The sequence below is a fragment of the Nonomuraea sp. ATR24 genome (assembly GCF_041950485.1).
Lineage (GTDB): Bacteria > Actinomycetota > Actinomycetes > Streptosporangiales > Streptosporangiaceae > Nonomuraea > Nonomuraea ceibae.
In genome coordinates, this window is the sequence record NZ_JBGNUU010000010.1 from 297,649 (window position 1) to 312,754 (window position 15,106).

Sequence of the window (15,106 nt, forward strand, 5' to 3'; positions counted from 1 at the left end):
GGGAACGAAGCGAGATCATGTTTGCATATGGATGATCCTCTTTGTGGGGTTTTGGGGTAGGGGAAAGTCCACCTGAAGGCTCCTCGTGCCCTCACTGACCGGAGATGTCCGTTCTCCATAGGCTGCACGACATGTCCAACGCCTGGTCCGCTCTCCGCGGCTCCCCCTTCAGGTTCCTGACGTCGCGCTGGCCGTGGCGTGGCCTGGTCTACACCCTCGTCCACGCCCTGCTGTGGGCGCCGGGGGTCGTGGCCGTGAGCCTGCCGCTGCTGTTCCCGTTCTGGGCCGCGTACGTGGCCAGGATCGAACGCCGGATGGTGCGGCTGGCCGGGTTCGAGGCCATCCCCCGGCCGTCGGGCCCGGGCGGGCTCGCCAGGCTCCAGCAGCCGATGTTCTGGCGGGAGGTGGCCTTCGCGGTGGTGCAGCTCGCGACCGGGCTGCTGTCCGTCGTGTTCCTCGCCGTGGCGGCCGCCCTGTCGGTGCTCTGGGTGGTCGTGGCGCTCGTCGTGTTCACCGCGATCGAATGGCAGACACGGCCCGAGCCGCTGGAGCTCACGCTCGCGCTCGCCGCCAGCCTCCTCGCCACCGTGGCGCTGCCGTACGTCTCGACCCTGCTCGCCTGCGGGCAGAGCTTCCTGGCCACGATGCTGCTCTCCCCCCGGATGGACGAGCTCCAGTCGCAGGTGACGTCGCTGGCCAGGGCCAACATCGCCGAGCTGGAGCGGTTCGAGGGCGAGCGGCAGCGCATCGAGCGCGACCTGCACGACGGCACCCAGCAGCACCTGGCCACCGCCGCGATGCGCCTCGGCATGCTCGAACTGGAGCTGCGCGAGTCCATCCCCGCCGGGCCGAAGCAGGACGCCGCGCTGGAGTCGCTGGAGGCCGTCAGGCGCGAGAACGAGCTGGCCCTCGACACCCTGCGCGACGTCGTGCACGGGCTGCGCCCCCGCACGCTGATCGACGACGGGCTCGGGGCCGCGCTGCGCGAGCTCGGGCACCGCATGCCGGTGCCCGCCACGGTCGAGGCCGACGGCGTCGGGCGGCTCCCGCTGCCGGTCGAGTCGTCGCTCTACTACATCGCCAGCGAGGCCGTCGCCAACGCCGTCAAGCACGCCATGCCCGACCGGATCCACGTCACGCTGGCCGCTCCCGGCGACCGCATCGTGCTGACCGTCACCGACGACGGCCTCGGCGGCGCCAGCTCGGCACGCGGGACCGGGATCGTCGGCATGTACGAGCGGGCCGCGATGCTCTCCGGCGACCTCGTCGTGGACAGCCCGCCCGGCGGCCCCACGAGAGTCGTCGCCGACATCCCCCGTCCCCGATGAGCGACAATGGGATCATGCGTGTGGTGATCGCCGAGGACGCGGCCCTGATGCGGGAAGGGCTGGTCGCCCTGCTCCAGCGCTTCGGCCACGAGGTCGTCAGCGCCGTCGAGGACGCCGACGAGCTGCTGCGGGCCGTCGCCGAGCACCGCCCCGACGTGGTGATCACCGACGTGCGGATGCCGCCGCGCAACCTCGACGACGGGCTGCGCGCCGCCCTGGAGATCCGCGCCGCCCATCCGGGCATCGGCGTCCTGGTGCTGTCGCAGTATCTCGGCGACGCCTACGCGGCCAAGCTCATCGCCGAGCCCCGGGGCGGCGTCGGCTACCTGCTGAAGGACCGCGTGGGGCGCGTGACCGACTTCATGCACTCGCTCGACGTCATCGCGGGCGGCGGGATCGTCATCGACCCCAAGGTCATCGGCCACCTGATGGCCGCCAACCGCCCGCGCGCCATCGACACGCTGAGCGAGCGCGAGCGCGAGGTGCTGGGCCGCATGGCCGCCGGGGAGAGCAACAGCCACATCGCCGCCGGGCTGCACGTCACCGAGGGCGCGGTGGTCAAGCACATCGGCAACATCTTCGCCAAGCTCGGACTCCAGGCCGAGGACGGCAACCGGCGGGTCCTGGCGGTGCTCACCTACCTCCAGGCGGCCGGCGAGCCGCGCATCTAGGCTGGTCCCCATGCGCACTGTGGTGATCGGCGCCAGCGGGCACATCGGCACCTACCTGATCCCCCGGCTCGTCGAGGCGGGACACGACGTGGTGGCCGTCAGCCGCGGCCGGCGCGGCCCCTACACCCCGCACGGCGCCTGGCGGAAGGTCACCACGGTGGTCGCCGACCGGGAGGCGGAGGAGGCGGCCGGGACGTTCGGCGCGCGGATCGCCGGCCTGGGCGGCGACGCCGTCATCGACCTGATCTGCTTCGAGGAGTCCAGCGCCCGGCAGCTCGCCGAGGCCCTGGCCGGGCGGGTGCGGCACTTCCTGCACTGCGGCACGATCTGGGTGCACGGCCCCAGCGAGCAGGTGCCGACGACGGAGGACCGCCCCCGGCGGCCGTTCGGCGACTACGGGATCAAGAAGGCGGCCGTCGAGTCCTACCTGCTGCACGAGAGCGGGCTGCCGGTCACCGTGCTGCACCCCGGGCACATCACCGGGCCCGGCTGGGTGCCGGTCACCCCGGCGGGCAACGTCGATCCCGCCGCGTTCCAGACGCTGGCCGACGGCGACGTGCTGACGCTGCCCAACCTGGGGCTGGAGACCGTCCAGCACGTGCACGCCGACGACGTGGCCCGGCAGTTCATGGCCGCGCTGGCCGCCCGCTCGGCCGCCGTCGGGGAGAGCTTCCACTGCGTGGCCGCCTCCGCGCTCACGCTGCGCGGCTACGCCGAGGCGGTGGCCGGCTGGTTCGGGCGGGAGGCGCGGCTGGCGTTCCTGCCGTGGGAGCGGTGGCGGGAGACCGTGCCGGAGTCGGACGCCGAGATCACCTACGACCACATCGCGCACAGCCCGCACTGCTCGATGGCCAAGGCCGAACGCCTGCTCGGCTTCCGCCCCCGCTACACGCCGCTGGAGGCGGTCGCCGAGGCCGTCGACCGGCTGATCCGCGACGGGATCATCCACGCGCCCGCCTAACGCAGCCGGGCCACCGTGACCAGGCCCATCACCAGGTGGACCACGGCCACCAGGAGCACGGCCGCGACCGCGACCGGCAGCGGCGGCAGGATCCAGGCCGCCGCCGCGCACGCGACGCCGACCAGCGTCGTCGCCAGCCCGCCCGGCCGTTGCGCCCGCTTCCACTCGCGGGCCGGCGCCTCCGGCAGGTCCGGGGTGACCCTCGGCAGCGCCCGGCCCAGCGCGACCAGCAGCAGGCCGAGGGAGGCGGCCATGATCTGCTCGACCGGGATCGCGTACCCGGCGGTCCAGACGAGCAGTCCCGTGTGGAGGACCAGCAGGAACGGCGGCAGCGTGCCGAGCACCACGCTCAGCGCGGCCCGCGACGGCGTGAGCGTGAACAGCGTGTTCAGGACCGCCGGGGCCCGCCGCCCCACCACGACGCCCGCGCCCAGGGCTGCCACGACGAGCACCAGCGCGGCCGGGAGCGCCCCGGCGGCCAGCAGTCGCGGCACCCGGACCCCGGCCCGGTCGGGCGTGGCCTCCCGGGTCGTGATCAGCTCCGGCAACGCGTCCCACAGCGCCCAGCTCACGGCCAGCATGGCGGCCAAGGAGAGCGTGGCGATGACGGCTCCTGTCCTGGGGAAGTTCATGGCACCGACCGTAGGTTCGCGGCCTACGGGCGGAACATCCGCTTTTTGTCATGTGCCGGATGTCATCTGCCCGCCCCGCGCGGCCCGCCGTATGCTGCGAGCATGCGGGGCTGGACGGAGTTCGACGGCGACCGGGCCCCGGTGGCGCTGGAGATCACCTTCTGGGGCGCCGCGCTGCTCAGCGCGCTCGTCTACCTGGCGACCCTGCACCCCGACATCCGGCCCGGCCTGGCGGCACAGCCGCTGATCTCGGCGCTGTTCTGGATCGGCGCCGCCGCCCTGCTCGCCGCGTGCGTGCTGTGGTTCTTCCTGCCGTGGCGGGCCTCGGCGCCTGCCGGGCGCAAGGCCGTCACCGTGCTGTTCCTGGGCGCGAGCCTGCTCATGATGTCCGCGGGCAGCATCACCACGCTGCTCATCTCGTGCCTGGCCGTGGGCAACGCGCTCGTCGTGTTCGGCATGCGCGGCGCGGCGCTCTACCCGGTCCTGACCGGGCTGCTGCACTTCGGGGCCGGCCTGGTCAACCCGGCGCAGACGCTGTTCATGGCCGTGGTCAACGGGCTGCTCGCGATGTTCCTCTGCCTGGTGATCGTCCTGGTCATGATGGCGTTGCTGGAGGCGCACCGGCAGGCCGTACGGACCCGGCGCCTGCTGGTGGAGCTGGAGGAGGCGCACACCGCGCTGCGCCGCCACGCCGAGCAGTCGCGTGACCTGGCCGTCGCCGACGAGCGCGCCAGGATGGCCCGCGACATGCACGACAGCGTCGGCCACCACCTCACGGTGATCAACATGAGCTTGGCCAACGCCCTGAGGTTCCGCACCGCCCGGCCCGCCTCGGCGTGGGACGAGGTGCGCCAGGCGCAGGAGCTGACCCTCGACGCGCTGAACGACACCCGCCGATGGGTCCGCGCGCTCAAGCCGCTGCGCATGGAGGGCCGCACCGGCGCGGCCGCGATGGAGCTGCTGGCCGCCTCGTTCCGGTCGGCCGACCTGGAGGTGGCGTTCACCGTGGACGGCGAGTGGCCCGCCGTGGCCGAGGGGCACGAGCTGGTCTGCTACCGGATACTGCAGGAGGGGCTGACGAACGTGCTGCGGCACGCGCGGGCCCGCCGCGTCGAGGTCGCGCTCGGCTGCGCGCCCCAGGAGATCACGGTGACGATCGCGGACGACGGCGACGGCGCCGACCCGGAGCGCGTGGCGGAGGGCTTCGGCCTGCGCGGGCTGGAGGAGCGGCTGGCCGGGATCGGCGGCGTCCTGCAGATCGACAACCGGCCCGGCGACGGATTCGCGCTGACCGCGACGGTGCCCGCGTGATCCGCGTCCTGCTGGTCGACGACCAGATCCTCATGCGCGAAGGGCTGCGCAAGCTGCTGGAGATCGAGCCCGGCATCGCCGTCGCCGGAGCGGCCCGCAACGGCCTCGACGCCCTCGAACTGCTCGCCGGGACGGCCGCGGACGAGCGTCCGCACGTCGCGCTCGTCGACGCCCGGATGCCCGCGATGGACGGGGTCGAGCTGGTGGGGCGGCTGCGCACGGATTTCCCCGACATCGCGGCGATCATGCTGACCACGTTCGACGACGACGCGTACATCTTCGGCGGGCTGCGCGCCGGCGCCCGCGGCTACCTGCTCAAGGACACGCCGCCTGACGAACTCGTCGGCGCCGTGCGGCGGGCCGCCGCCGGGGAGACCGTGCTCGGCGGGCCCGCGGCCGCGCGGCTGGTCGCCGCGCTCCGTCAGGACGAGCCGCCCACCGCGGCGCCACTCACCGGGCCACTCACCGGGCCGCTCACCGGGCGCGAGCTGGAGGTGGCCCGGCTGGTCGGACTCGGCGCGACCAACCGGGAGATCGCCCGGCGGCTGGACATCTCGGAAGGCACGGCCAGGAACCACATCTCCAGCTGCCTGCGCAAACTCTCCCTGCGCGACCGCACCCAGCTCGCCGTTTGGGTGACCCGGGGCTACTGACCGGCCTGTTCCAGGGGCTTGGCCGCCGCCAGGGCGCGCAGGAGCTGCTGCCTGCGCTCGGCGAACGCGGCGCCGATACGTTTCAACCGCTTGTCGCCCGCCGTCCTGGCCAGCAGTGGCAGCATCGTCGTCTCCTCCTCCCGCATGTGCGGGACGATCGACTCGGCCAGCAGCTCCAGCGTCTCCACGAACCCGGCCGAGCCCGCCTCGGCGCGCCGCAGCGCGTCGAGCAGGACCTCGGCCTCCTTGTGTGCTTCCAGCCCGTGATGGGCGTCGATGCCGGGATAGACCCGATCCTCCTCGGCGCGAGCGTGCGCGGTGAGAAGGACGTGCAGCTCGGCCACGGTGTCCCGGCGCTCGCCCCGCTCCGCCTTGAGCCGGTCGAGCAGTGCTTCCACCCGCCGGTGATCAGCGGTGATGAGGGTGATGACGTCGGCAGCCATGGCAACCGGACTACCCCGGCCCCGGCCGCCCAACCTCAGCGGCCCAGGCGCAGGCTTTCCACCGGGTGCGGGCCCTCGGTCTCCAGCCGGTACTCCTCGCCCGACTTGCTGCGGTTCTCCTCGATGACCCGCTCCGACGGCGGCTTCTCACCGCCCATGATCGCGTCCTGCATCTTCTCGAACCGCTCGTGAGCCTCCTGCACGTAGCCGGTGCCCAGCGTCGTGTAGTCGATCTGCGTGGCGATCAGCTCGCGCAGGTACGCCTTGTTCGGCTCGAACGTGACCGGCGTCGGCAGCGCCGGGGCCACCACCTGCTCGGGGTCGCGGCCGTCGTGCTTCTTGAACAGCTCGGCGGCCAGCCGCAGGTGCTCCAGCTCCATGTTCAGGTGCAGCTCCCAGATGGCCTTCACCTTGGGGTCGGACTCGGTCTCCATGAACGAGTGGTAGAGGTAGCACTCGTTGTACTCGTGGTTGAGCAGCATCTCCCACCAGCTCTCGCCCGGGTCGACCAGCGACTCGTAGTGGGTGACGTGCTCCTCCTCGATGAGCCCGATCTCCTGGTAGAGCTGGCGGGCGATCGGCTCCATGTAGGTGGGGCCGACGTTCATGTAGAAGTTCATGGTCTGCTGCTCGGCGGCCATGATGGTCAGCGCGTGCAGCTTGGAGATCGGCTCGGCGCTGCTCTTGTCGTACGGCTCGCGTACGTTGTCGACCGGGTCGCGGTGGTGCAGGTACGTCGGGCGGCCCGGCATCACCTCGGTGAGGTCGTCGACGATCTTCTCCGCCTTGCGGTGCTCGATCATCTCGTACAGGTTGGCGTACCGGTAGAGGTGGTCGAAGTCCTCCAGGACGCCGAACTGGTAGGCCTGCTTCAGATACGGGTCGGGCTCCATGCGGGCCACCCAGGCCGTCAGGTCGACGGCCACCTGCTCGTAGGCGAGCGTGGTCTCCAGCACCGAGGAGACGCCCGGCAGCAGCCAGTTGACCGCCTTCTGCTGCTGCGCCTCGATGTAGCGGACCCGGGCGAGCTGCTGCTTGAGCTCCAGGTCGGGGCAGTGCCGGGCGAGCTGGTGGCTGAACAGGATCGCCTCCACCTCGATCCCGTTCATCGCGATGATCCGGCACCGGGTGTACGGGTCGGCGTGGTCGGGGTCGATGGGCATGACGTTCAGCTCGCGCCAGTTGCGTAGCTGCTTGTCGAGCGGGATGCCCCGCTCTTGGAGTGGGTCGAAGGTCATGGGCGCGACCTACCCGAGGGCACTTCGGACAATCTCCTCGCCAAGCCTGGGGACGGCCTGCGGTTGGCAAGGTGAGGCGTGACCAGCGCGTCCGAGGGTAGGCAGCCGCCGTATTCGAGAGGAGATCCACCCATGGCGACCGATACCGAGACCGACGTCATCGAACTGCTGCTGGCCCAGCACGGGATGATCAGAAACCTGTTCGACGAGGTCGAGCAGGCTCCCGCCGGGCAGCGTGGCGAGGCGTTCACGCGCCTGGTGCGGCTGCTGGCCGTGCACGAGACGGCCGAGGAGGAGATCGTCCACCCGTACGCCCGCCGCAAGATCGACGGCGGTGACGGCATCGTCGACGATCGCCTGGCCGAGGAGAACCAGGCCAAGAAGCTCCTCCAGCAGATGGACAAGGCCGGGCCGGACGCGCCCGACTTCATGGAGAACCTGCTGGTGCTGCGCGCCGCCGTCGAGGCGCACGCGCGCAGCGAGGAGCGCTACGAGTTCGCCGAGTTCCGCGCCCGCACCAGCGAGGCCGAGCGGCGCGCGCTGGGCGCCGGGCTCCGGGCCGCCGAGGCGATGGCGCCGACGCACCCGCACCCTGGCACCGAGTCGGCGACCAAGAACCTGCTCATGGGCACGCCGGTCGCGATGATGGACCGGGCGCGCGACGTCATCCGCCAGGCGATGGGCAAGCGCCCCTGACCGCGGTCACGGCTTGCGCGCCACCGCGCCGACGAAGGTGTGGTACGTGATGCCGAGCTCGGCCTGTTCGTCCCGCCTGTCGGGCCGCCATTCCGGCAGCGGGACCAGGCCGGGCTCCAGCAGTTCGAGGCCGTCGAAGTAGGCGAGGATCTCCTCCCTGGTGCGCCACCGGCCGGTGCCGAGCGTCTCGTTGAAGATCTTCTCGGCCGAGCGCGCCTGCTCCGCCACCTCGGGGTGGGCCCGGCCCGGATTGTGGAAGTGGGAGATCGCGAGATGGCTGCCCGGCGCCAGGGCCGCCATCAGCCGGGCGACGATGCCGCCCGGGTCCTCGTCGTCGGCCAGATGGTGCAGGATGCCGAACAGCAGCAGCCCCACCGGCCGGGTGAAGTCGATCAGCCCCCGGACGTCGGGGTGCGCCAGGATGGCCTCGGGCTCACGGATGTCGGCCTCGATCACGGTCGTGCTGGCGTCCACGGCCAGCAGCGCCCGGCCGTGCACGAGCACGATCGGGTCGTGGTCCACGTAGACGACGCGGGCGCCCGGCGTGATCGCCTGGGCGACCTCGTGCACGTTGCCCTGGGTCGGCAGCCCGGAGCCGATGTCGAGAAACTGGCGGATGCCGGCCTCGCCCGCCAGATGGCGGACCGTGCGCCGCAGGAACTGCCGGTTGGACCGGGCCGCCTCGGGGGCGTCGGGCGCGACCTTCAGCGCCAGTTGCGCCACGTGGCGGTCGATCTCGTAGTTGTCCTTGCCGCCGAGCATGAAATCGTAGACGCGGGAGACGCTGGGCCTGGTGATGTCGATCCCTTGTGGTGCGCGCTCCTGCTCGTTCTCGGGCACTGGCGGGCTCCTTCGGAGGTCCAGGGGGCGATGTGCGTGATCATAACCTTTCGCCCGGCCCGCCTCGACGGGCTAATCCCGGCCGGGCACGACCAGCCCGGTCTCGTACGCGATCACCACGAGCTGCGACCGGTCGCGGGCCGCGAGCTTGCCCAGCAGGCGGCTGACGTGCGTCCGGGCGGTGGCCGGGCTCATCGACAGCACCCGGGCGATGTCGTCGTTGGAGCGGCCCCGGCCCACCTCGGCCAGCACCTCGCGCTCCCGCTCGGTGAGCGCGTCGAGGCGGCCGGTCTCCAGGGGCGGGCTGCCGGCCGCCGCCGCGCGCATCACCCTCCGGGTCACGCCCGGCGACAGCAGCGCCTCACCCGCCGCGACCACCCGCACCGCCTCGCGCAACTGCTCCGGCGTGCTGTCCTTCAGCAGGAACCCGGCCGCGCCCGCGCGCACGGCGTCGAGCACGTTCTCGTCGGTGTCGAACGTGGTCAGCACGATCACCTGGACCCGGCGCAGCTCAGGGTCGGCGATGATGCGCCTGGTCGCCTCCAGCCCGTCGCCGCCGGGCATGCGGATGTCCATGAGCACCACGTCCGGCTTCTCCCGGACGGTCACCGCGACGCCCTCGGGCCCGGTGCTGGCGTGACCGACCACGGTGATGTCGCCCGCCCGGTCGAGCAGGGCACGCAGCCCCTCGCGCACCAGGTGCTGGTCGTCGACCAGGACGACGCGGATCACGTCCGGTCCCCGTACGGCACGCGCGCCTCCACCTCGAACCCCTCCGACGGCCGCGAGCTCACCCGCAGGGTGCCGCCCAGCAGCCCCACCCGCTCGCGCATCCCCATGATCCCCCACCCGCCGTCCAGCCCTTCGCCCTCGCCTGGCGCCCCTTTGCCGTCGTCGAATCCCCCCTTGCCCTCGCCGGGGCCGCCCTTGTCGTCGTCGAATCCACCCTCGCCCTCGCCGGGTCCCCCCTTGCCGTCGTCGGTCACCCGGACGACCAGGGCCTCCTCCCCGTACGCGAGCTCGATCTCCACCCGGTGGGCCTCGGCGTGCTTGAGCACGTTGACCAGCGCCTCCTGGACCACGCGGTAGGCGGTCGCGTCGGCGACGGCGGGCAGCGGCACCGGCGTGCCGCGCACGCTCACCCCGACCTCCAGCCCGGCTTCGCGCGCCGGCCGCGCCAGCTCGTCCAGCCGGTCGAGCCCCGGCACCGGAGCCAGCCGGCCCTGGTCGGCGAGCCCCCGCATCGGAGCCAGCCGGCCCTGGTCGGCGAGCCCCCGCATCGGAGCCAGCCGGCCCTGGTCGGCGAGCGGCGGCTCGCGCAGTGCCCGCAGCGAGGCGCGCAGCTCGGCGACCACGTCGCCGCAGGAGTCGCGGACCACCGCCAGCGAGCGTTCGGCGGCGTCGGGGTCGTCGCGCAGCGCCTCGCGGGCCACGTCGGTGTGCAGCGAGATGACGGAAATCGTGTGGCCCAGCAGGTCGTGCAGATCGCGGGCGATCCGCAGCCGCTCCTCGCCGACCCGGCGGGCGGCCTCCCGCTCGCGTTCGGCCCGCGCCGCACGCGCCTGCTTGTCGAGCTCCGCCCGCCAGCCGCGCCGTGACCGCACGGTGTCGCCCAGCGCGATCACCGCGGCCATCAGGCCCACCGACGTGGCGAGCTCGAACCCGTACAGATAGGCGGGGTCGTCGCCGTGGGCGGTGCGCGCGGTCGTGGAGATGACCAGCAGCGCGACGGCCGTGCCGACGGCCCACCGGAGCTTGCCCTGCTCGGCCGCCGAATAGAGGGCCGCCGCCACCGGCACGGCCAGCCCGACGGGCGGATATGACAGCAGGTAGTAGACCAGCAGGGCGGCGGCCGTGACGACGAGCGTCGCCACCGGCCAGCGACGGCGCACGAACATCAGCCCGCTCAGCAGCAGCCCGAACCCGTAGGCGGCCACGGGCGGCTCCGCCCCCGCCGAGCCCACGTTGGCGCTGATCGCGGTGCCGACCACGACCAGCACCACCATGGCCAGCCCCAGGTCGGCCGCCTGCTGCCGTCGCTCGCCCCGGATCGTCACCGCCTCCTCCGCCCTAGTCGTCACCCGGCCGCAGCCCCGGCACCAGCCGCGACAGCACCCAGCCGACCGCGCCCACCGCGGCCCCGACCGCCAGCCCGGTCATCAGGCTGCTGCCGAACGCGAACGCCCGCAGCAGCAGCCCCTCGACCGCCGGTGACAGCGCACCAGCCAGGTTGCCGCCGAGCGAGGGCGGATCACCGCCGAACGACTCGGCCCACAGCACCTGGTGGGTGAGTCCCAGCAGCACACCATAGGCTGCGCCGATCGCCAGCAGCGTCATGAACGCGTTGGGCACGCGTTTCCACAGCACGACCGCCAGCCAGACGGCGATCGGCACGAACACCAGCAGCGCGTTGACGGACGGGCCGACCAGCCGCAGGTCGTGCGCGACCACCCGGGGCACGCCGAGCGCGGCCAGCCCGACGACGGCGACCAGCGGAAGCCCCAGACCCTTGGCACTCATCTCAACCGGATCCTTCCTGGTAGGAGGCTTCGAGGCTAGGTCCGGGGCGGGGCCCGTGACATCGGTCTCGCGACCCCTTTCGCCTACGCGTCTGTACGTATCCGTCCCGCTTCGCCGTACGTCGCGGGTCGGCCGAAGGATGTACGCCCGGGTCGGTCGGGCGCAGGATGTGGCCGGTCGCGCCAGGCGGGAGGATCGGGGGATGACGATCGGACTGATGCTCACCCTGGCCGCGCTGGCACTGGTCGACAGCACCAGCTTCGGCACCCTGGGCATCCCGGTCTACCTGCTGCTGACCACGCGGACGTCACGGCTGCTGATCTACCTGGTGACCGTGGTCGGCTTCTACTTCCTGGTGGGCGTCGGGCTCATGCTCGGCCTGTCCACAGTTGTGGACAACTTCGGGCAGGCGCTGGAGAGCCAGGCGGCCCGCTGGGTGCAGTTCGCGCTCGGGGTGGGGCTGTTCGCGCTGAGCTTCCGGTTCGACCCGAAACGCCGGGCCAAGCTCGGCAAGCCGGAGCGCCGCTTCGAGCCCCGGGCCGGCGGGCCGCGCACGATGGTGATGCTGGCGCTGACCGCCGGGCTGCTGGAGGTGGCCACCATGCTGCCCTACCTCGCCGCCGTCGGGATCATGACCACCGCCGAGCTGCCGCCGGGCGTGTGGGTGCCGCTGCTCGGCGCGTACGTGCTGGTCATGATCGTGCCGACGCTGGTGCTGCTCGCCCTGCGCACGGCGGCCGGGGAGTGGCTGGAGCCGAAGCTGGAGCGGCTGCGGGCGTGGCTGGCCAAGCACTCGGCCTCGATGGTGAGCTGGACCCTGGCCATCGCCGGCTTCCTGCTGGCCAGGGACGCCGCCGTTCCGCTGTTCTTCTCCTAGCCGTCCGGTCAGGCGCTCGCGCCGCCGTCCGTCCTTCTCCTGGTCAGGCGCTCGCGCCGCCGTCGGCGACCAGGTCGTGGCCCAGCACGAAGGCCGACTCGGGCGCGGCCAGCCACAGCACCGCCGCGGCGATCTCCTCCGTCCGGCCGACCCGGCCGATCGGGAGCTGCGCGGCCATCCGGGCGTCGCGGTCCTCGGCGGTCTCGCCCGGCCGCATGCTCATCGGGGTGTCGATCGGACCGGGGCTGATCGCGTTGACCCGAACGCCGTCGGAGGCGTGGTCCAGCGCGGCGGCCCGGCTGAGCGCGCTCACGGCGGCCTTCGACACGGCGTACGCGCCCAGGCCGGGCAGCCTGCGGTGGGCGCCGATGTTGGAGGCCATGTTGACGATCGCGCCGCCGCCGTGCGCCCGCATGTGCGCGATCTCGGCCTTCATCGACAGGAACACGCCGGTCACGTTGGCGTCCATGAGCGACGACCACGCGGCGGGGTCCACGTCGGCGAGCGGGCCCACCGCACCGAGCACGCCCGCGTTGTTGAAGGCCACGTCCAGGCCGCCGTGGCGCTCGACGGTGGTGGCGACCATGCGGGCGGCGTCGTCGGCGCTGGTCACGTCGGCGGTCACCCAGTCGGCCCGGCCGCCCTCGGCCTGGACGCGCTTGGCCGCCTCGGTCAGCCTGGCCGCGTCACGCCCGGCGAGCACCACCGTGGCGCCCTCCGCCGCGAACGCCCGCGCCGTGACTCCGGCGATGGCCCCGGCGCCGCCGGTGATGAGAACGATCTTGCCGTCGAATCGCGTCATAATATAAATTCCTATCAGAATGATCGGTTTTTAAAGAAGGCATGGGTTCATCACCCGAGCAGGACCAGAGCCTGGCGGGCCGCGTCACGCAACCGGTCACCGTTGCCCTCGGTGCGGCCCAGCACCCGCATCCCCTGCAGAAGCACCAGCAGCAGCCTGGCCAGCGCCTGCGGGTCCCGGTCGGCCGGCAGCTCGCCCTGCGCCCTGGCCCGCACCAGCGCCGACGTCAGCGTCGACTCCAGATGCCGCCAGCTCGACTCCACGAACCGCCCCGCCTCCGGATCGCGCGCCGCCAGCTCCACAGCCGTGTTGACCACCATGCAGCCCAGGTGCCCCTCGGCCGAGTCCTCCGCGTACGACCAGATCAGCTCCCGCAGCGCCGGCAGCACCGGGCCGGGCTGCGACAGGGCGTCGGTGATGTTCGGGTCCTGCGTCCGCAGATAGCGGCCCAGGGCCTTGAGGTAGAGCTCGTGCTTGCCGCCGAACGTGGCGTAGATGCTCGCCCGCGCGACACCCAGGTGCTCGACCAGATCCGCCATCGACGTCGCCTCGTAGCCGCGCTCCCAGAACAGCTCCTGCGCGCGCCGCAACGCGACCTCCGGATCGAACTCCTTCGCCCTCGCCATGCCCTGACCCTACGCCTTTCGAGAACGATCGGTCAACATAACGCCCATTGCGGCCAGCTCGTCCCTGCCCTCGGCCTCCCGGCCCGGCATCAGAAGCAGCGTCCGCGCCCGCTCGTACCGCGCCCCGACACCCTCCCAACCAGCCACCGCCCGCTCCAACGCCTCCAACCCCGCCCCAGACCCACCGGGCGCACCGGGCGCACCCTGACCACCGGATCCGCCTTGGCCGCCGGACCCGCCGGACCCGCCCTGACCGCTCGCTCCGCCCGATCCGGCCGCTCCGCCCGATCCGGCCGCTCCGCCCGATCCGGCCGCTCCGGCCGAGCGGGCCGCCAGCCGGCCCTCGGCCCGCGCGAGGCAGGCCGCCGCCCAGGCGTTCTCCCGCCCCACCGGCTCCGCGGCCGCCAGCCACTCCGCCGCGTCCGCCCGGCCCGCCACCACGGCCAGCTCCGCCCGCGCCGCCACGGCGTACCCGGCGAACATCCCCCCGGCCCGCCCGCCGAGATCCACCTCAGCCAGCGCCCCACCCACCCGATCAGCGCCCTCGCCGTCGGCGATCCGATCCGTGGCCGTACGCGCGTCGATGAACGCGAACAACGCCACCAGCCTCGTCCCGCCGACCGCCTCCGCCCGGCCACGCCACCCCCGCGCCCCCGCCGAGTCCCCCAGCAGATCGCAGGCCAGCCCCATCCACGCCAACGCCGGAGCCATCCACCGGCCCGGCGGCGTCGCCATCCGCGCCTGGCTCTCCCACATCTCCACGCCCAGGGCCAGCGCCTCCCGGAACGCCCCGGTCAACACCAGCGGCGCGATGAGCCGGCTCCTCGCCAACGCCGGATGACCGCCGGTGACGTCATCCCGCATCGCCTCCCCCGCGATCTCCAACGCCCCAGGCAGGTCGCCCACGGCCACGGCGTAGACCGAGGCCGTGTGCAGGGAGTCGACGATCTCGATGCCCGAACGCGGATCGTACGGGTCCATCGCCGCCCGCAGCACGAGCCGCTCCCTGGCCGTCCCGTACGCCTCCCGTAGCCGCCCCTCCCCGGCCGCCTCCAGCACCACCCCGTCCATCGCCCCGCTCACCAGCACCGCATCCCCAACAGCCTCAGCCGCCCCCAACGCCCACCGCGCCAACGACCCACCCTCCCCCAACCGTTGGTCCCAAGGCACGACGGAGACGGCAGGCTGCTCCTGCCCCACCGAAGGGATCCCGGAAGCGGCGGCCTGCTCGGGCTCCACCCCAGGAGCGGCGGGCGCGGCGGGCCGCGCGCCTCCCGCCGGAGGGGTGGGGGAACTGTCCGGCTGCGCCTGCCCCGCCGGAGGGGCAGCGGAACCTGCGACCCCCGCCGAAGACGCGGTGGAACTGTCCGGCTGCGCCTGCCCCGCCGGAGGGGTAGGGGAGCTGCCCGGGTGCGCCTGGCCCACCGGAGGGGCGGGGGAGCTGGCCGGGTGGGTCTGGCCTGCTGGAGGGGTGGGCTGTGTGGGGTCCGTTGAAGGGGGGTGGGGGG

General features: G+C 72.9%; 17 protein-coding genes. 7 read left to right on the forward strand and 10 right to left on the reverse strand.

Translation table 11 applies throughout. The features are described from left to right. Positions 1–131: 131 nt before the first annotated feature. The 3 genes from ACBI99_RS25220 to ACBI99_RS25230 are packed head-to-tail and all read left to right on the forward strand — an operon-like array spanning position 132 to position 2,960. Positions 132–1,328, forward strand: a complete 1,197-nt coding sequence (locus ACBI99_RS25220; protein ID WP_375073636.1) for a histidine kinase — start codon at positions 132–134, stop codon at positions 1,326–1,328. A 14-nt stretch (positions 1,329–1,342) separates the two neighbouring features. Beyond that, on the forward strand, positions 1,343–1,999 hold the full coding sequence (locus tag ACBI99_RS25225; RefSeq protein ID WP_364171465.1) for a response regulator transcription factor: 657 nt from the start codon (positions 1,343–1,345) through the stop codon (positions 1,997–1,999). Between the two features lie 10 nt (positions 2,000–2,009). Then, on the forward strand, positions 2,010–2,960 hold the full coding sequence (locus tag ACBI99_RS25230; RefSeq protein ID WP_375073637.1) for an NAD-dependent epimerase/dehydratase family protein: 951 nt from the start codon (positions 2,010–2,012) through the stop codon (positions 2,958–2,960). On the opposite strand, the gene ACBI99_RS25235 is transcribed toward ACBI99_RS25230, so the two are convergent. Next, a complete protein-coding gene (locus ACBI99_RS25235) occupies positions 2,957–3,592 on the reverse strand; it encodes a hypothetical protein (protein ID WP_375073638.1) in 636 nt (211 codons plus the stop codon). The genes ACBI99_RS25230 and ACBI99_RS25235 overlap by 4 nt on opposite strands. Positions 3,593–3,694: 102 nt before the next feature. On the opposite strand from ACBI99_RS25235, the gene ACBI99_RS25240 reads away from it, so the two are divergent. Then, complete coding sequence (locus tag ACBI99_RS25240; RefSeq protein ID WP_375073639.1) at positions 3,695–4,903, forward strand: sensor histidine kinase; 1,209 nt, start codon at positions 3,695–3,697, stop codon at positions 4,901–4,903. After that, a complete protein-coding gene (locus ACBI99_RS25245) occupies positions 4,900–5,556 on the forward strand; it encodes a response regulator (protein ID WP_375073640.1) in 657 nt (218 codons plus the stop codon). The genes ACBI99_RS25240 and ACBI99_RS25245 overlap by 4 nt, the downstream gene beginning before the upstream one ends. Here ACBI99_RS25245 and ACBI99_RS25250 read toward each other — a convergent pair. Together ACBI99_RS25250 and ACBI99_RS25255 are read right to left on the reverse strand one after the other, a co-directional pair. After that, the gene (locus ACBI99_RS25250) at positions 5,550–5,999 is read right to left on the reverse strand and encodes a hemerythrin domain-containing protein (protein WP_219508491.1); all 450 of its coding nucleotides are present in this window, start codon (positions 5,997–5,999) and stop codon (positions 5,550–5,552) included. The genes ACBI99_RS25245 and ACBI99_RS25250 overlap by 7 nt on opposite strands. A 35-nt stretch (positions 6,000–6,034) precedes the next feature. Next, complete coding sequence (locus ACBI99_RS25255) at positions 6,035–7,237, reverse strand: hypothetical protein (RefSeq protein ID WP_357583282.1); 1,203 nt, start codon at positions 7,235–7,237, stop codon at positions 6,035–6,037. Between the two features lie 132 nt (positions 7,238–7,369). Here ACBI99_RS25255 and ACBI99_RS25260 point away from each other — a divergent pair, with 132 nt between their 5' ends. Beyond that, positions 7,370–7,933: a hemerythrin domain-containing protein gene (locus ACBI99_RS25260; protein ID WP_219508489.1), complete on the forward strand. Its 564-nt coding sequence runs from the start codon at positions 7,370–7,372 to the stop codon at positions 7,931–7,933. A gap of 6 nt (positions 7,934–7,939) precedes the next feature. Here ACBI99_RS25260 and ACBI99_RS25265 read toward each other — a convergent pair whose 3' ends face one another. The 4 genes from ACBI99_RS25265 to ACBI99_RS25280 form a co-directional block, all read right to left on the reverse strand. Next, the gene (locus ACBI99_RS25265) at positions 7,940–8,773 is read right to left on the reverse strand and encodes an SAM-dependent methyltransferase (protein ID WP_357583280.1); all 834 of its coding nucleotides are present in this window, start codon (positions 8,771–8,773) and stop codon (positions 7,940–7,942) included. A 72-nt stretch (positions 8,774–8,845) separates the two neighbouring features. Further along, positions 8,846–9,505 carry a response regulator transcription factor gene (locus tag ACBI99_RS25270; RefSeq protein ID WP_357583278.1) on the reverse strand — a complete coding sequence of 220 codons (660 nt, stop codon included), beginning with the start codon at positions 9,503–9,505 and terminating at the stop codon, positions 8,846–8,848. Beyond that, positions 9,502–10,854 carry a sensor histidine kinase gene (locus ACBI99_RS25275; RefSeq protein WP_375073641.1) on the reverse strand — a complete coding sequence of 451 codons (1,353 nt, stop codon included), beginning with the start codon at positions 10,852–10,854 and terminating at the stop codon, positions 9,502–9,504. The genes ACBI99_RS25270 and ACBI99_RS25275 overlap by 4 nt, the downstream gene beginning before the upstream one ends. Further along, positions 10,844–11,293 carry a hypothetical protein gene (locus ACBI99_RS25280; protein WP_219508485.1) on the reverse strand — a complete coding sequence of 150 codons (450 nt, stop codon included), beginning with the start codon at positions 11,291–11,293 and terminating at the stop codon, positions 10,844–10,846. Before ACBI99_RS25280 ends, ACBI99_RS25275 begins: the two co-directional genes overlap by 11 nt. 202 nt (positions 11,294–11,495) lie before the next feature. Here ACBI99_RS25280 and ACBI99_RS25285 point away from each other — a divergent pair, with 202 nt between their 5' ends. Next, positions 11,496–12,170, forward strand: a complete 675-nt coding sequence (locus ACBI99_RS25285; protein ID WP_375073642.1) for a GAP family protein — start codon at positions 11,496–11,498, stop codon at positions 12,168–12,170. Between the two features lie 43 nt (positions 12,171–12,213). Here ACBI99_RS25285 and ACBI99_RS25290 read toward each other — a convergent pair whose 3' ends face one another. The 3 genes from ACBI99_RS25290 to ACBI99_RS25300 are packed head-to-tail and all read right to left on the reverse strand — an operon-like array spanning position 12,214 to position 14,681. After that, positions 12,214–12,972 (reverse strand): SDR family NAD(P)-dependent oxidoreductase, encoded by a 759-nt coding sequence (locus tag ACBI99_RS25290; RefSeq protein WP_375073643.1) that lies wholly within the window; start codon positions 12,970–12,972, stop codon positions 12,214–12,216. A 50-nt stretch (positions 12,973–13,022) separates the two neighbouring features. Beyond that, positions 13,023–13,598, reverse strand: a complete 576-nt coding sequence (locus ACBI99_RS25295) for a TetR/AcrR family transcriptional regulator (protein ID WP_219508482.1) — start codon at positions 13,596–13,598, stop codon at positions 13,023–13,025. 9 nt (positions 13,599–13,607) lie between these two features. Then, positions 13,608–14,681 (reverse strand): hypothetical protein, encoded by a 1,074-nt coding sequence (locus ACBI99_RS25300; RefSeq protein WP_375073644.1) that lies wholly within the window; start codon positions 14,679–14,681, stop codon positions 13,608–13,610. Between the last annotated feature and the right edge of the window lie 425 nt (positions 14,682–15,106).

What these genes read in the sequence shown, in the direction of transcription:
- ACBI99_RS25220 (WP_375073636.1), top strand. Translation starts at nt 132, where the DNA reads ATGTCCAACGCCTGGTCCGCTCTCCGCGGCTCCCCCTTCAGGTTCCTG.
- ACBI99_RS25225 (WP_364171465.1), top strand. Translation starts at nt 1,343, where the DNA reads ATGCGTGTGGTGATCGCCGAGGACGCGGCCCTGATGCGGGAAGGGCTG.
- ACBI99_RS25230 (WP_375073637.1), top strand. Translation starts at nt 2,010, where the DNA reads ATGCGCACTGTGGTGATCGGCGCCAGCGGGCACATCGGCACCTACCTG.
- ACBI99_RS25235 (WP_375073638.1), bottom strand. Translation starts at nt 3,592, where the DNA reads ATGAACTTCCCCAGGACAGGAGCCGTCATCGCCACGCTCTCCTTGGCC.
- ACBI99_RS25240 (WP_375073639.1), top strand. Translation starts at nt 3,695, where the DNA reads ATGCGGGGCTGGACGGAGTTCGACGGCGACCGGGCCCCGGTGGCGCTG.
- ACBI99_RS25250 (WP_219508491.1), bottom strand. Translation starts at nt 5,999, where the DNA reads ATGGCTGCCGACGTCATCACCCTCATCACCGCTGATCACCGGCGGGTG.
- ACBI99_RS25255 (WP_357583282.1), bottom strand. Translation starts at nt 7,237, where the DNA reads ATGACCTTCGACCCACTCCAAGAGCGGGGCATCCCGCTCGACAAGCAG.
- ACBI99_RS25260 (WP_219508489.1), top strand. Translation starts at nt 7,370, where the DNA reads ATGGCGACCGATACCGAGACCGACGTCATCGAACTGCTGCTGGCCCAG.
- ACBI99_RS25280 (WP_219508485.1), bottom strand. Translation starts at nt 11,293, where the DNA reads ATGAGTGCCAAGGGTCTGGGGCTTCCGCTGGTCGCCGTCGTCGGGCTG.
- ACBI99_RS25285 (WP_375073642.1), top strand. Translation starts at nt 11,496, where the DNA reads ATGACGATCGGACTGATGCTCACCCTGGCCGCGCTGGCACTGGTCGAC.
- ACBI99_RS25290 (WP_375073643.1), bottom strand. Translation starts at nt 12,972, where the DNA reads ATGACGCGATTCGACGGCAAGATCGTTCTCATCACCGGCGGCGCCGGG.
- ACBI99_RS25295 (WP_219508482.1), bottom strand. Translation starts at nt 13,598, where the DNA reads ATGGCGAGGGCGAAGGAGTTCGATCCGGAGGTCGCGTTGCGGCGCGCG.